Below are 13,559 nucleotides of genomic sequence, written 5' to 3'. Positions count from 1 at the left end.
TCGATTAGATGGTGTTCACAGATGAGAGTTTTTTTCATAGGATTCGGCCAGGCAGGCGGAAAAATTGTCGACATGTTTATAGAACAGGACAAGAAGGCACCGATAAGGAGCTTCCGGGGGATTGTGGTGAATACTGCACGGACGGATCTTATGGGTCTCGACAATATCGAGCTCAAAGACCGCATCCTCATTGGACAGACCGTGGTCAAAGGCCATGGAGTCGGCACTGACAATGTAACCGGAGCAAAAATCACCGCAGATGAAATTGACAGCATCATCAACATCATCGACAACCGCGGCACCCACGACATTGATGCATTTGTTATCTGTGCCGGTCTTGGCGGAGGTACGGGATCAGGTGGATCACCGGTGCTGGCACGTCACCTTAAACGAATTTACCGTGAACCGGTCTATGCCCTGGGCATTCTTCCTGCACCTGAGGAGGGGAGGCTCTACTCCTACAATGCGGCCCGCAGTCTGTCAACACTGGTGAATGAAGCTGACAACACCTTCCTGTTTGACAACAGTGCATGGAAGAATGAGGGTGAAAGTGTCCGCGGTGCCTACCAGCGCCTCAATGACGAGATCGTCCGCAGATTCGGAGTGTTATTCCGTGCAGGCGAGGTCAGTAAGGCAGGTGTCGGGGAGATGGTTGTTGATTCGAGTGAGATCATCAACACCCTCCGGGGCGGTGGAATGAGCAGTGTCGGATATGCAGTCTCTGAAACCGTCAGCAAGAGCACCAGGCAGAAACAGGGTTTTGCAGGTGGCCTGCTGAGGGGTCTGAAGAAGCGTGAAGCAGCAGAGGAAGTACTCACCGGCGAAGACAAATCTGCAAAGATCATTGGGCTTGTACGCCGTGCGATGCTGGGCCGCCTGACCATGCCATGTGATTACACCACTGCTGAACGTGCACTCGTGCTGATAGCAGGTCCCCCCGGCGAGATGGATCGCAAAGGGGTCGAGAAGTCCAAATCATGGGTGGAAGAGAACATCGCGGGTGTTGAAGTCCGTGGTGGCGACTATCCGACAGAGAGTTCAAAGGTGGCTGCGGTGGTTGTGCTTGCCACTATCGGAGACGCACCGCGTATCCGTGAACTGATGGAAATTGCAAAAGAAACAAAGGAGGATGTAGTCAAGTCCAAAGAACGTCGTTCATCCATGTTCGACGGAGACGAGATTGATCCGCTCTTTGAATAATAATAATCAGATAAATCAGGTGAGACACACCATGAAACGGGGATTTACACTACTACTTTCATTAATACTCGCACTCTGCCTTGTGCAGGGTGCAGCGGCAGCAAATTTTGTTGAGATCGTTACAGAAGTGAAACCGGCATCCGGCGACCTTGCACCCGGGGAACAGGTCACTGCCCATGTTGTCGTCAAACTGACTGGCAGCGGCGAGAAAGGCACTTTTAATCCCAAAGAGGAGCTTGAGGCATACACCGAACTTGAGGATCCGGAATGGGATTATACAGTTCTGGTGAATAAACAGGGCATACCGAAACAGACCAGCAGCCGGTATCTGCGCCTCCTTGGATGGGACCTTTCATACCCGGATGAGAATGACGTGACGATTGACTATGCCCTTTCCGGCAAGGTGCCTTCAGTCACACAGACCTCTGAAACCGCCCTCTTCCGCCTGCGTCAGCTGGATGAGGACGGCAAAGTCTGGCCCGGCAATGAGTTGCTCATTGAACGCACGGTGATCAACCCCGGGGATGTCGACAAGACACGGGATCTCCGCGAAGAGCAGATCAGAGAGCTCCGTACATCGATTGATGAGTATACCGCACTCGGTGTGAATGTCGCACAGGCCGAACAGCTCTACCAACAGGCGGACGACAAAGTCGATCAGTCAAAGACCGCCGGCTACTCACAGGCAAATGTGCTGCTCGCTGATGCGGGAACAATCATTGAACAGGCAGAAGCCAGCCTGGAGGATGCCTACGCCAGCAAACTCATTGATGGTGCACAGGTGACCATCGACAAGGTGAACGGTGATGTCAGCTATTTCATCAACAACCGGAGCATGTCAGGCGACACCCGTGTTACCGCTATCCAGAATAAGGTGGCTCTCGCAGAGACAAAGTTGTCACAGGCAAAAGATTTCCGTGACAATAAGGATTACTACCAGTCGCGCCTGAATGCAAACGAGGCACAGCTGACAGCAAATGAAGCGCTTGCGATGTCCACCGAACTGAGAGAGGATATCGGCGAAGGCGGGCTGCTTCCTGACTTCAGCGGACTCGGGACATATGTCATCATCATTGTGGTCGTTGTCGTCATTGCAGGCATCGGATTTGTCATATACCGACGGTTCAACAAATGGGATGAGCTGGGATAACCGTCCCGAATTTTTTTTATTCAGTTAATTCTACTGTTTTTTTGAAGCTGTTTTTTTTCTTTCATTGTCTGTTAAGAAAACGTGTTTTTATCTGACGCATAGTGATGGCAATATAATTTTCTCCATTTCTATCTTTAAGTTGAATCGTATTTTATCTGAGCACAATATATATGATAAAAATAGATAACTCAACCTATGGTTCTTGAAAGTGAAAAAAATGTTGAAACATTTTGTGAAAAAATTAGATCTGATGCCGAATTGACGCCAGAGGACAAAATGCTCTATCAATTATTGGTGTTTGTAAAAAACCGGATATCAGTACCTCAAACTGAAGATTATTTTAGTGGAATTTATACACTGGAGGAGTATAATCGGTGCGTGCAAAAATCCATTGAGAATTCCTATATTGAGAGGAAATATGCGCTTGAAAGTAAACTTGAACCAAAAATCTATATGCCAAATCCTGAAAAAGATGATGATATAGATAAAATGTTAAAAAAATATTCATTGTCGGACTGATTCACTCCAGACTTACAATTAAATCAATCCTTTTTTAGAAGAATGCATCCTCAACCAGTTATTTCATTTTCAGTTAATAGTGATACCATGCGACAGTAGGGGAAACATTGCTGAAAAATTTTCAAACCAAAATGACCGGAGAAAAAAAAGAGAACGTGAAAAAGGAAAACCCGTCAGGCCGTAGCATTCACCGGAATATCCGTTCCCGAAATGGTGTTTTTGGGAACAAAGATATTCCAGTTCACACTGCCCAGTTTTCCGTCGCGTAAGAAATAGTATGCGGCCAGCCGGTCTCCGTTGTCATAGATGGAGAACCAGTAACTCTGCCGGATAACATCTCTTCGCAGATACCCTGTTACGTTAGAAAATCCGTCCGGACTGCCGGATACGATGACGTCATACGTCCCGTCTGCAAAATAATCCGGATTGTCGGCCACAGACGAGAGATAGGTTATTTTCTCCGCACGCTCGCCACGGTAGTACCACGGCAGCGGCCATACACCCTCTGTCGTCACCGCAGACTTATTCCCTGCGTCGATGAGGCGGAAGAGTTCCCGCAACTCCTCAGAGTTCTGCACCTGCACAATCGGTTCATTGATATCGGCAGGAGTGAAGGCGACATGCGCCATCATCACGATGAGGAAGACGGACAGCGCGAGAGCCAGTATCGCCTTTTTGCGTGTCATTAAAAATGCCGCCACAAAGATCATCGGAAGGAGCTGATGCAAAATCAGCCACGGCACCTTCTCACCGATGATGGCATAGATGCCGAGTGACGCACACATCCACCATATACAGAAGAGGGTAAAGCCAAGGTGGCGGTCAAATCCCGGAGTATCTGCACCATGGCAGAGGGCACCCGCCCGGGAGAAGAGAAGTGATACTCTGCTCTCTGTTTGGGCCGGAGTGGCTGCCACTTCATCTGCTGCATCTGCCTGACTGACTGCAGGTTCGGCGGGTTTTGATTCGAATTCTGATCCGGATTCTGTATTTAATCCCGTATCTGATTCAGGTTCAGCATCTGATTCATAATATGATATCCCGGCATGTTCTGTTGTCGTAACATCCGTCACTTCCGACAGAACAGGCATGCTGCAACTCTCTGCCCTGTCTTCATCAAACTCCGGGAGACCGGTTTTGCAGAGCGTATCATCGTCTTCCCCGGTCACTGCCCCGGAAGATACTTCTGATTCTGCTGACTGCTGTCTCTGTTTCCAGAGGAAGAGGGCACAGAGAGCTGCCTGCACGGTTCCCACCAGTGCCAGGAGGTATATGGGCACCTCATAGAGCAGGAAGAGCAGGATATAGAAATACGGCGGCCCGCCCAGACGCTGCTGGGACGACATCGCTGTCCAGTGTTCAATGGCCTGGAACGCACCTGTCCACAACACCTCGGGATGTGCACCGAACGATGAATAGAACAGCGAACCCACGGCCAGCATCACCACAGCACCAAGGATGAAGTCCATCCACCATCCCTTCTTCAGGTGCACCCACTTCAGCAGCACTGCTGCGATGAGGAAGACCCCGAAGACCATCAGGATGAGGGGCATATTCTCCTTTGAACAGCAGCCCAGTCCTGCTGCAAGGGCTGCCACAATGACATAGCGGCGCTGCCCGTACTCAAGATAGTACAGGAGTGCCACCACAAGGAGCAGGGAAAAAAACGCGATGAATATATCATTGCGCAGGAAACGGGAGAAGTAGACCATATCCGGAGATATGGCAAGGAATAACGCAGCAATAAGGGCGCTACGCCTCCCAAGGTATCCCAGCCGGTGTATCGGCCAGACGAGAAGCACCATCAGAGATCCTAAGAGCGCGGGTATAATCCGTCCGATCAGATCAGAATCGCCAAAGAGGGCGAACATACCCGCGGTCGTATAATACAGAAGCGGCCCGTGATAGATCGGATCATATACATAGACACCTTCGGTCAGCAGTTTAAACGAGAACCAGGCATGCACTGCCTCGTCATGATGAAAGAGTTTCAGGTCAAGAAGAAGAAAGCGCAGAATTAGCGCGATAATGAAGATTACAATAAACAGATGTTCAAAGCGTAGCCTACCGAGAAATGTTGGAGAGGAATCTACGGCTTCCACGCCGCACCCTTAGTTCTCCAGAACGATTTCAATGGCGATGTCTTTTGGCACCTGAATGCGCATCAGCTGGCGCAGTGCACGCTCATCTGCATCAAGGTCGATGAGGCGTTTATGCACACGCATCTGCCAGCGATCCCAGGTTGCTGTTCCCTCACCGTCCGGACTCTTGCGAATCGGGACGACCATGCGCTTTGTGGGCAGAGGAATCGGACCTGCGAGGTTTACGCCAGTACGTTCTGCAATTTCTCTGATACGATCACAGACCATCTCAACTTGGTGGAAGTCTGTTCCTGAAAGACGAATTCGGGCTTTCTGCATATTTATCACCAAAAATGTATGAGAATAAAGATTATCTCATATCTTTGGCAATGACTTCAATGCACATGCCTGCTGCAATAGTTGATCCCATATCACGGATTGCAAAGCGACCCAGCTGTGGGATCTCTTTGATATTCTCAATGACCATGGGGCTGACCGGGCGGAACTTAACGATTGCTGCATCGCCGGTCTTGAGGAAGGTGGGGTTCTCTTCTTTGACCTGACCGGTGCGCGGATCGAGTTTCTTCTGAAGTTCCATGAATGTGCATGCAGTCTGCGTGGTGTGGCAGTGGAAGACCGGAGTGTATCCGACGGTGATTGCACTCGGGTGGTGAAGCACCACGATCTGTGCAATGAATTCCTCTGCAACTGACGGAGGCTTCTCTGCAGGACCACAGACGTCACCACGGCGGATGTCGTTCTTGCCGACACCACGGACATTGAACCCGACATTGTCACCAGGCAGTGCCTGATCATGCTCTTCGTGGTGCATCTCAATGGACTTGATTTCTCCTGTCACATTTGCCGGCATGAAAGAGACTTTCATTCCCTTCTTCATGATACCGGTCTCAACACGCCCGACGGGAACTGTTCCGATACCGGAGATGGAGTATACATCCTGGATTGGGAGGCGGAACGGAAGAGTGGTTGGAAGCTCAGGTGCTACCAGAGTGTCAAGACTCTCAAGCAGTGTCACTCCCTTGTACCACGGAGTGTTTGCAGAGCGGGTGGCGATGTTGTCACCAACGAATGAGGACATCGGGATAAAGTGGATGTCATCCGGCTTGTAACCGACCATCTTAATGAGGTTGGAGAGATCTTTCTTCACTTCATTGTAGCGCTCTTCACTGTATTTTGATGCATCCATCTTGTTGATGCCAATGATGAGCTGGTTGATGCCAAGGGTACGGCACAGGAAGACGTGTTCCTTTGTCTGCTCCATTGGGCCGTCAGGTGCTGCAACAATGAGGAGTGCTGCGTCAGCCTGTGATGCACCGGTGATCATGTTCTTGACAAAGTCACGGTGACCCGGGCAGTCTACAATGGTAAAGTAGAACTTGTCGGTGTCGAACCTCTTGTGTGCGATATCGATGGTAATACCACGTTCACGCTCTTCCTTGAGGTTGTCCATAACCCATGCGAACTCAAATGAGCCCTTGCCCTTTGACTCTGCTTCCTTGCGGTAGTTCTCAATAATGTGTGCAGGGACTGCTCCTGTCTCAAAGAGGAGTCGCCCGACAGTTGTTGACTTACCATGGTCAATGTGGCCGACCACGGCAAGATTCATGTGTGGCTTAGCTGGTGCCATATTTCAATAACCTCCAAATCGTAAGGATGGGCTCGTTAGACGTCTGCCCGGTCGCTTTGATACGAGTATTATTAATAGGATAGGTAGGTATATAAATGATTTCTTCAGTGGAAGTGCCACTGGATGTACAGCAAGGATTCCCTGCCAACCGGCATCCTGATATGACATCAAATTCCACCTAAATCTTAGGATGAAGACGTTGCCACTGAACAGAACCGGCCCGAACGATATGGTGAAGGTCACGTGTGCCGAAGAGAAAGAAGTGTCCGTGTACAGCAGGTGCGCATTCTGTGCCCACTGTGAAGGTGTCGTCGTCGGGCGCCGTGAGATGCCAAACCCGCAGAAACAGATAATTGAAGATATGAAAGTTGGCAGGGGAGGGGATGACGAGCTCCAGAATGCCGCAATGACGTTTAATCTCTTCATCAGGGATGGGAGCGCCCTCCTCTGCAGTGACGACAAAAACGAAGGGTTCCGGTCACTGTATTCCTGACAATAGTTCCCTCCCGAAATAATTTTTACATTTTTTATGTGCCGGACCTGCGCGATTTCGGGCATTCCATGAGGTGCCTGTGGTGGTAATACACCCGATGGGGAACCGTGCATATATTCCGCACCGCATTCCCATCCTGCGCGGCATCATCACAACCCCGTGAGCATCCCGGATCAGAAACCGGTGACCGCAAGGGCGAGGAGCACCATACAGCGCGTCAGTTCATGGGACGCGCCGATAATATCCCCGTTCACCCCGCCGAAGAGACACCCTGTTACCATCAGGAGCAGACCTGCTGTCAGGAGCGCTGCTGCCACCGCAGCCCCTGCAAAGACCAGGCTGACCGGCAAAAGAAGGAGCGGCAAAACCAGCAGGCCGGAGAGTGGAATGAACCACCAGCGCGCAAATGTATGGATATAGGAGAACATACCGTCACGGAAGGGACGGCCGGTGGCAATGAGAAGCACCTGTACAAACTTCCCCATCACCTCTGCAATGACAATCGCACCGGCAATACAGGTGACCGAGGTGATGCCTGCGTAGGCAAGCAGCATGACGACCACTGCTGCCCCGACGGCACCCGCCCCGAGCGTGCGGTCCGTGAGTGCCGTCACACGTTTCTCCCTGCTCCCGTGGGCCATCATGCCGTCGCCCAGATCACAGAGACCGTCGAAGTGATTAAAACCGGTCAAAACCAGGGCGACTGCGAGCGCAACGGCACCTGCAATCTGCGGTTCTGCAAAGAGCATGGCAGAGAGCCCTGCAATACCCCCGACGAGGTAGCCGGAGAGGGGCAGGAGGTAGGCATGACGGGCAAACGCGTCATAGTCGGCACGTCTGCCCACCGGGAGAATTGTCGTAAACTGGAGCATCGCACGAAGCGCTTCGAAAATTATCATCGTATATTCCTTGATTTACTATCGGGCTATAACTGCCTTTTTATCCTCATTTCACTGGCAAAGCAGGGTTGTTTCGAACACAAATAAAATTGATATAATTACACTGATTTGTAAGTATTAATATGTCGTTCACCCAACAGTCAGGTAATGAGCATCATTTCAGAGAAACCTGACATCCCATTTTCCCGCCCGATGATGGGCGTGGTGGTCGGAAACACCAGAATATCAACGGTGCCCGGCATCTCTGCAGCAGGTCCGACACCGGAGCTCACGCTTGCCACATCAGCGCTTGACGGTGAAATAATTGTCAACGGAAAGATCACAAGCGCGCCGGTGATCCCGGTCAGTCCTACCGGATGCGCCACACCTGCCACCCTGACCCGCGCCATGGCCGAACTCTGCAACCTTCAGCCCTTTGTGGTGAACGCAGGTCTCGCCTGGACTCCCACCTATCCTGCCATTGATGTGTATGGAGCATGCGGCGGGGACCCGCGGGAAGGCGATGCAGTCCCTGACGCTGAGGCACTCTATCTCCGGGGAAAGACCCTCGGCAGCTTTCTGGGAGCGCAGTCTGACTTCCTCTTATTAGGAGAGAGTGTACCCGGCGGCACCACCACCGCACTCTGTGTGCTGCGGGCACTCGGCTACACCGCCAGCGTCAGTTCCAGCCACGTGGAACACCCGGCATCTGTAAAAGAGGAGATCTGCCGTGCAGTCATCGGACGCATTAAAGAAGAGGGGATCACTGACCCGCTTGCCATCGTCCGGGCGGCAGGCGACCCGATGATGCCGGTCTGTGCCGGTATCGCTGCCACCTATCCGGGCACCCTCGTCTATGCAGGTGGCACCCAGATGCTCGCCGTCGCAGCAATTGTCAGGGCACTCGGTGGCACCCCCCCCAGACTTGCCACCACGGTATATGTCAGGGATGACGCAGACGCAACCTTTGAAAATACCGCAGCAGAAATAGGCACCACCGCTTGGTTCGTTGACCCTGACTTCGGGAATATCGGCCACCCCGGTCTGGCCCGCTACTGTGCCGGTGAAGTGAAGGAGGGGGCAGGTGCCGGCGGCGCCCTCTGGCTGGCATCCATGATGGGCCACCCGAAGGTGGCCATATGGGAAAAGATACGCGAATTTATGAAGGATTACTCCTGAACAAAGGAGTCTGCCCGCCCCGCACGGTTTTGTGGTGCTCACCGGCATCACCCCTCTTTTATCAATGCCGGATATGCAGGCCCTTTCATAACATCTGTCTGAAAAAGATATACCCTCACAAAACAAATCACTATAAAATGCATCCCATATATGTGGTCAATAACTTTGGCCAGTTTAACCACCTCATCCTCAGGATGCTCAGGGATAACGATATCGACGCAAAGATGATCAAAAACGACGTCCCTGTAGCAGAGGTCGCAGATTCCTGCCGCGGCATCATACTGGGCGGCGGCCCGGAGATCAGCCGTGCAGGCAATGCACCGGCATATGTCGACACCGGTCTTCCGGTTCTGGGCATCTGCCTGGGCCTGCATATCATATCCACCGCCCGCGGCGGCACCATCCGCCCCGGTGCATCCGGCGGATTCGGCGGCATCGAAGTTACCATCAGCGACCATGACACCATCCTTGCCGGCTACCCGGACACCATATCGGTCTGGGCATCCCACGGTGACGAGGTCGCAGAGGTGCCGGAAGGGTTCAGGGTGCTCGCCACATCAGAGATATGCGGTGTGGAGGCAATGGCACATGAGACAGAACCCGTCTTTGGCATACAGTGGCACCCGGAAGTCAGCCACTCGGTCGATGGATGCCGTGTGTATGAAAATTTCAATGCCCTGACCCTTGACCGGGCCTGATTACCATGACAGACACCCGCCGTATCGCTGATGATATCCGTCCCACCGGGTTTACCTGTCTGATGTGCGGTGCATGCTGCAGCAGGGGAGAGGATGACGGCATGCTCGTCCTGGTGAGTGCCCCGGAAATCCGGGCGATGATGGACTACACGGGACTGACCTGGGATGAGATCGCAGAGCCCTATCCCGATATGATGCCGGCAGAAGGAGGCGGGACGTTTACCCTTGCCTGGTGCCTGCGCCGGACAGAAGAGGCCTGCATCTTTCTGGATAAAAATAACCGGTGCACCATCTACCAGGCCCGCCCCCTCATCTGCCGCACATACCCGTTTGCGCTGGAAGAAGGCACGCTCTCAGTCTACGCATGCCCGGGCATCGGGCAGAACACCGTATGCACCGGGGCAGAGACGATTGCAGAGGAATGTATCAGGCGGGACGCGGCAGAGAGAGTAGATGCAGAACGCACCAGAGAGATATTTATGGCAATGGACCTGAAACCAAACGAATGTGCCGTCGTGGACAGTGAAGGAGTGAAACGGATTGGGTGATATAAAGATTGTCGGGACGGCCCATGTCTCGCAGAAGAGCGTCGACGAAGTGACCGACGCAATTGAGACATTTGAACCGCAGATTGTTGCAGTGGAACTGGACCGGGGCCGCCTGATGGTACTGAAGGGGGAGGCGGCACCGCCATCCGTTGACGCCGTCCTTAAAGGCGGGAACTTCTCAGCCATTATTGCCCAGTGGCTGCTTGCCTATGTCCAGCGCCGCATCGGGAAGGAGACCGGCGTCTCACCCGGTGCGGAGATGATGGCCGCCGTTGAACTGGCAGAGGAACGGGGTATCCCGATAGCACTTGCAGACCGGGACATACAGATCACCTTCAGCCGGTTCTGGCACCTGATGCCCCTCTTTGAGAAACTGAAGATGATCTACGCCCTGGTCGGGTCGGTGGGCGGCGCCGGGAAGGCCGGGCAGGAGATGGACATCGATGCGATGACCGATCAGGATATGATCTCGGCTGCGATGGACGAGTTCCGCCGGTTCGCACCCAAAGGGGCGGCGGCACTCATCGACGAGCGCGACGCTTACCTTGCCCATGCCATCCATGACCTTGGCAAAGTATACGATCGGGTGCTTGCCGTGGTCGGTGCCGGCCACCGGGAGGGGATAAACCGCTACCTGGAGCACCCGGAGACCCTGCCCAGCAAGGCAAGCCTCACCGAGCAGCCGAAGACCTTCCCGTGGGCGAAGTTCATCGGGTTCTTTATCCTTGCGACCTTCGCATTCTTCCTTATACTCATTGCGTTCTCAGGTGCCGGCCTTGATGTGCTCCTCTCCGCAATGATCTGGTGGGTGCTCATCAACGGCATACTGGCCGCAATCGGCGTCTTTGCCGCAGGAGGGCATCCGTTCTCGGCACTGACCGCCTTTGCGGTGGCCTGGATGACGTCCCTGAACCCCTTCATGGCGGCCGGATGGTTTGCGGCCATCACGGAAGCAAAGATCCGCCGCCCGTCGGCCGCTGACTTCAGCCGTATCGCAGAGGCTGACGACCTGAACGATATGCGGAAGAATCCCTTATTCAAGGTGGTCCTTGTTGCCGCACTCGCCAATATCGGGAGCATCGTCGGGACGTTTGTTTATATCATCTTTATTATGCCCATCCTCGGCATCGACCCGCGGGAGATTCTCAGTGCGGGACTCACCAACCTGATGACCTACCTCGGGGGTATCCTCCCCTTCTGACGGGGACCGTTTCACGAAGCATATATTGGTGATGACTGAAACTAGGATATGAATCTTGGAACAACCATCATCAAGGGCCGGCGCAGTATCCGGAACTACAAGGATGAACCCATCCCCGAGGAGGCAATTGAGCAGGTAATGGAGTGCGCACGCTACGCGCCGACCGCCCGAAACGGGCAGCCGTGGCTCTTCGGTGTCACCATGGAAAAAGAGATCCTGGAGAAACTGGGTGAACTGGCAAGCCACGGAAAGTTCATTGCCGGTGCCCCTGCCTGTTTTGCCGTCTTCGGCCTGCGTGACGAAAAGTTCTACGTGGAAGACTGCTGTGCTGCCACATCAAACCTGATTCACGGTCTCTGGGCCTACGGTATTGCATCCTGCTGGGTTGCAGGGGACAAGATGGACTACAACGAGGCCGTGCGCGAACTCATGAAGGTGCCGCCGGAGTACACCCTCGTATCGCTCATCCCCGCCGGATACCCCGCGATGGGAGAGAAGATGGTGGCACCGAAGAAGAAGACATTTGAAGATGTCACCTTCAAAGACACCTTTCTGGATTAGGCCCTGCATTCCTGCCCGCCAAAGAATACCAATCTTTAATTTTTTTGGATACCCAGACATCTGATATGAATTCTCCCCATCTGCAGGTCGCCCTGGACATACAGGAAGCCGGCCGTGCAGTGCCAATCGCACAGGAAGCGGTTGCAGGCGGTGCCGACTGGATTGAAGCAGGCACCCCGCTCATTAAAAGTGCCGGAATGGACGCCGTCCGCCGCCTCAGAGAGGCGTTTCCAAACCACGAGATCATTGCCGACATGAAGATCGCCGACACCGGCACCATGGAAGTCGAGATGGCGGCAAAGGCCGGTGCAAGCATTGTCTGTGTGCTCGCAGACGCAGACGATGCGGTCATCCGTGACGCGGTGCGGGCGGCACGCCTCTACGGGGTGCGCCTGATGGCAGACCTCATCAACACCAAAAAACCGGCAGCACGGTCCCGTGAACTTGAGGCACTGGGGATAGACATTATCAACGCCCACGTGGGTATCGACCAGCAGATGATCGGCAAAAGCTCCCTTGACACGCTTGCTGCCATCATCGGTGAAGTGAGCGTGCCGGTGGCAGTGGCGGGCGGTCTTGACGCCGCAACGGCCGCAGAGGCGGTGGCGGCAGGGGCGGCCATCGTCATTGTCGGCGGGAATATCGTGCGGTCAGACGATGTGACGGGCTCAGCGGCAACAATCCGGGCCGCCATCAATGACCCGTCGGTTGTGCCGCCGCTACAACGGTCAAAAGACGAGGAGATCCGGGAAATATTCTCACAGGTCTCCGCCCCCAATGTGACCGATGCGATGCACCGCACGGGAGCGATGCAGCGTATCGTCTCCATATGCGGAAGGGTGCACATGGCAGGACCGGCAGTCACCGTGCAGACCTTCGGCGGCGACTGGGCCAAACCGGTTGAGGCAATTGACGTGGCAGAGGCAGGCGAGGTCATCGTCATCAACAACTCCGGTGACACCTCGGTCTCGCCGTGGGGTGAACTTGCGACCCTCTCTGCCATGAACCGCAAAGTGGCAGGCATCGTCATCGACGGCCCCGTCCGTGACGTGGATGATATCCGGGCATACGGCTTCCCGGTCTTTGCAACGGGTGTGGTGCCCAACGCCGGAGAGCCAAAGGGGTTCGGCGAAATCGGTGCAGGCATCACCTGCTGCAGTCAGGCGGTCCGGCCCGGCGACTGGATCGTGGGAGACGAGTCGGGGGTTGTTGTCGTGCCGCGTGAGCGTGCCTATGAGGTGGCACGCCGGGCACTCGAGGTGAAAAAGACCGAGCGGCGGATCAGAGAAGAGATCCGCCGGGGTGCCACCCTTGCGTCGGTGACAGAACTCCTGAAATGGGAGAAGAAATAGGATTTTCTGGCCTAAAATGGCCGCTTTTTTTTACGACACGGTGAGAATGCC

14 protein-coding genes are annotated in these 13,559 nt (G+C 53.9%); 10 read left to right on the top strand and 4 right to left on the bottom strand.

Annotated features, from left to right (window positions below; genetic code table 11):
- The first annotated feature begins 21 nt into the window (after positions 1 to 21).
- From MKMG_RS04505 to MKMG_RS04495, 3 genes are all read left to right on the top strand, one after another.
- Positions 22 to 1,200 (top strand): tubulin/FtsZ family protein, encoded by a 1,179-nt coding sequence (locus MKMG_RS04505; protein WP_165076136.1) that lies wholly within the window; start codon positions 22 to 24, stop codon positions 1,198 to 1,200.
- Positions 1,201 to 1,231: 31 nt separating this feature from the next.
- Positions 1,232 to 2,350, top strand: coding sequence for a hypothetical protein (locus MKMG_RS04500; RefSeq protein ID WP_165076133.1), 1,119 nt, complete (start codon positions 1,232 to 1,234; stop codon positions 2,348 to 2,350).
- Positions 2,351 to 2,545: 195 nt separating this feature from the next.
- Complete coding sequence (locus MKMG_RS04495) at positions 2,546 to 2,869, top strand: hypothetical protein (RefSeq protein WP_165076130.1); 324 nt, start codon at positions 2,546 to 2,548, stop codon at positions 2,867 to 2,869.
- 173 nt (positions 2,870 to 3,042) lie between these two features.
- On the opposite strand, the gene MKMG_RS04490 is transcribed toward MKMG_RS04495, so the two are convergent.
- The 3 genes from MKMG_RS04490 to tuf are packed head-to-tail and all read right to left on the bottom strand — an operon-like array spanning position 3,043 to position 6,598.
- Positions 3,043 to 4,971: a flippase activity-associated protein Agl23 gene (locus tag MKMG_RS04490; RefSeq protein WP_165076128.1), complete on the bottom strand. Its 1,929-nt coding sequence runs from the start codon at positions 4,969 to 4,971 to the stop codon at positions 3,043 to 3,045.
- Positions 4,972 to 4,980: 9 nt separating this feature from the next.
- Positions 4,981 to 5,289: a 30S ribosomal protein S10 gene (gene rpsJ, locus MKMG_RS04485; RefSeq protein ID WP_165076125.1), complete on the bottom strand. Its 309-nt coding sequence runs from the start codon at positions 5,287 to 5,289 to the stop codon at positions 4,981 to 4,983.
- 31 nt (positions 5,290 to 5,320) lie between these two features.
- Positions 5,321 to 6,598, bottom strand: a complete 1,278-nt coding sequence (gene tuf, locus MKMG_RS04480) for a translation elongation factor EF-1 subunit alpha (RefSeq protein WP_165076123.1) — start codon at positions 6,596 to 6,598, stop codon at positions 5,321 to 5,323.
- A gap of 190 nt (positions 6,599 to 6,788) precedes the next feature.
- Here tuf and MKMG_RS04475 point away from each other — a divergent pair, with 190 nt between their 5' ends.
- A complete protein-coding gene (locus MKMG_RS04475; protein WP_165076121.1) occupies positions 6,789 to 7,091 on the top strand; it encodes a hypothetical protein in 303 nt (100 codons plus the stop codon).
- Between the two features lie 173 nt (positions 7,092 to 7,264).
- Here MKMG_RS04475 and cobS read toward each other — a convergent pair whose 3' ends face one another.
- On the bottom strand, positions 7,265 to 7,990 hold the full coding sequence (gene cobS, locus MKMG_RS04470) for an adenosylcobinamide-GDP ribazoletransferase (RefSeq protein ID WP_165076118.1): 726 nt from the start codon (positions 7,988 to 7,990) through the stop codon (positions 7,265 to 7,267).
- A gap of 147 nt (positions 7,991 to 8,137) precedes the next feature.
- Between cobS and cobT the strand changes: the two genes are divergently transcribed.
- From cobT to MKMG_RS04440, 6 genes are all read left to right on the top strand, one after another.
- Entirely contained in the window at positions 8,138 to 9,148 is a 1,011-nt protein-coding gene (gene cobT / locus MKMG_RS04465; RefSeq protein ID WP_165076116.1) for a nicotinate mononucleotide-dependent phosphoribosyltransferase CobT, read from the top strand.
- A 137-nt stretch (positions 9,149 to 9,285) separates the two neighbouring features.
- Positions 9,286 to 9,846 carry a GMP synthase subunit A gene (locus tag MKMG_RS04460; RefSeq protein WP_165076114.1) on the top strand — a complete coding sequence of 187 codons (561 nt, stop codon included), beginning with the start codon at positions 9,286 to 9,288 and terminating at the stop codon, positions 9,844 to 9,846.
- 5 nt (positions 9,847 to 9,851) lie between these two features.
- Positions 9,852 to 10,394, top strand: coding sequence for a YkgJ family cysteine cluster protein (locus MKMG_RS04455; RefSeq protein WP_165076112.1), 543 nt, complete (start codon positions 9,852 to 9,854; stop codon positions 10,392 to 10,394).
- Complete coding sequence (locus MKMG_RS04450) at positions 10,387 to 11,595, top strand: TraB/GumN family protein (RefSeq protein WP_165076109.1); 1,209 nt, start codon at positions 10,387 to 10,389, stop codon at positions 11,593 to 11,595. The genes MKMG_RS04455 and MKMG_RS04450 overlap by 8 nt, the downstream gene beginning before the upstream one ends.
- A gap of 48 nt (positions 11,596 to 11,643) precedes the next feature.
- Complete coding sequence (locus tag MKMG_RS04445) at positions 11,644 to 12,156, top strand: nitroreductase family protein (RefSeq protein WP_165076106.1); 513 nt, start codon at positions 11,644 to 11,646, stop codon at positions 12,154 to 12,156.
- Between the two features lie 65 nt (positions 12,157 to 12,221).
- Positions 12,222 to 13,508, top strand: coding sequence for an orotidine 5'-phosphate decarboxylase / HUMPS family protein (locus MKMG_RS04440; RefSeq protein WP_165076104.1), 1,287 nt, complete (start codon positions 12,222 to 12,224; stop codon positions 13,506 to 13,508).
- The last annotated feature ends 51 nt before the right edge of the window (positions 13,509 to 13,559 follow it).

The organism is Methanogenium sp. MK-MG (genome assembly GCF_009914725.1).
In the GTDB taxonomy this organism is placed as follows: domain Archaea; phylum Halobacteriota; class Methanomicrobia; order Methanomicrobiales; family Methanomicrobiaceae; genus Methanogenium.
The sequence above is the reverse complement of the archived record's forward strand: the minus strand, read 5'-3'. Positions and strand labels throughout refer to the sequence as shown.

Bases quoted from the DNA above. Each gene is read 5' to 3' on its own strand.
- MKMG_RS04505 (WP_165076136.1), top strand. From the start codon at position 22: ATGAGAGTTTTTTTCATAGGATTCGGCCAGGCAGGCGGAAAAATTGTC.
- MKMG_RS04500 (WP_165076133.1), top strand. From the start codon at position 1,232: ATGAAACGGGGATTTACACTACTACTTTCATTAATACTCGCACTCTGC.
- MKMG_RS04495 (WP_165076130.1), top strand. From the start codon at position 2,546: ATGGTTCTTGAAAGTGAAAAAAATGTTGAAACATTTTGTGAAAAAATT.
- rpsJ (WP_165076125.1), bottom strand. From the start codon at position 5,289: ATGCAGAAAGCCCGAATTCGTCTTTCAGGAACAGACTTCCACCAAGTT.
- tuf (WP_165076123.1), bottom strand. From the start codon at position 6,598: ATGGCACCAGCTAAGCCACACATGAATCTTGCCGTGGTCGGCCACATT.
- MKMG_RS04475 (WP_165076121.1), top strand. From the start codon at position 6,789: ATGAAGACGTTGCCACTGAACAGAACCGGCCCGAACGATATGGTGAAG.
- cobS (WP_165076118.1), bottom strand. From the start codon at position 7,990: ATGATAATTTTCGAAGCGCTTCGTGCGATGCTCCAGTTTACGACAATT.
- cobT (WP_165076116.1), top strand. From the start codon at position 8,138: ATGAGCATCATTTCAGAGAAACCTGACATCCCATTTTCCCGCCCGATG.
- MKMG_RS04460 (WP_165076114.1), top strand. From the start codon at position 9,286: ATGCATCCCATATATGTGGTCAATAACTTTGGCCAGTTTAACCACCTC.
- MKMG_RS04455 (WP_165076112.1), top strand. From the start codon at position 9,852: ATGACAGACACCCGCCGTATCGCTGATGATATCCGTCCCACCGGGTTT.
- MKMG_RS04445 (WP_165076106.1), top strand. From the start codon at position 11,644: ATGAATCTTGGAACAACCATCATCAAGGGCCGGCGCAGTATCCGGAAC.
- MKMG_RS04440 (WP_165076104.1), top strand. From the start codon at position 12,222: ATGAATTCTCCCCATCTGCAGGTCGCCCTGGACATACAGGAAGCCGGC.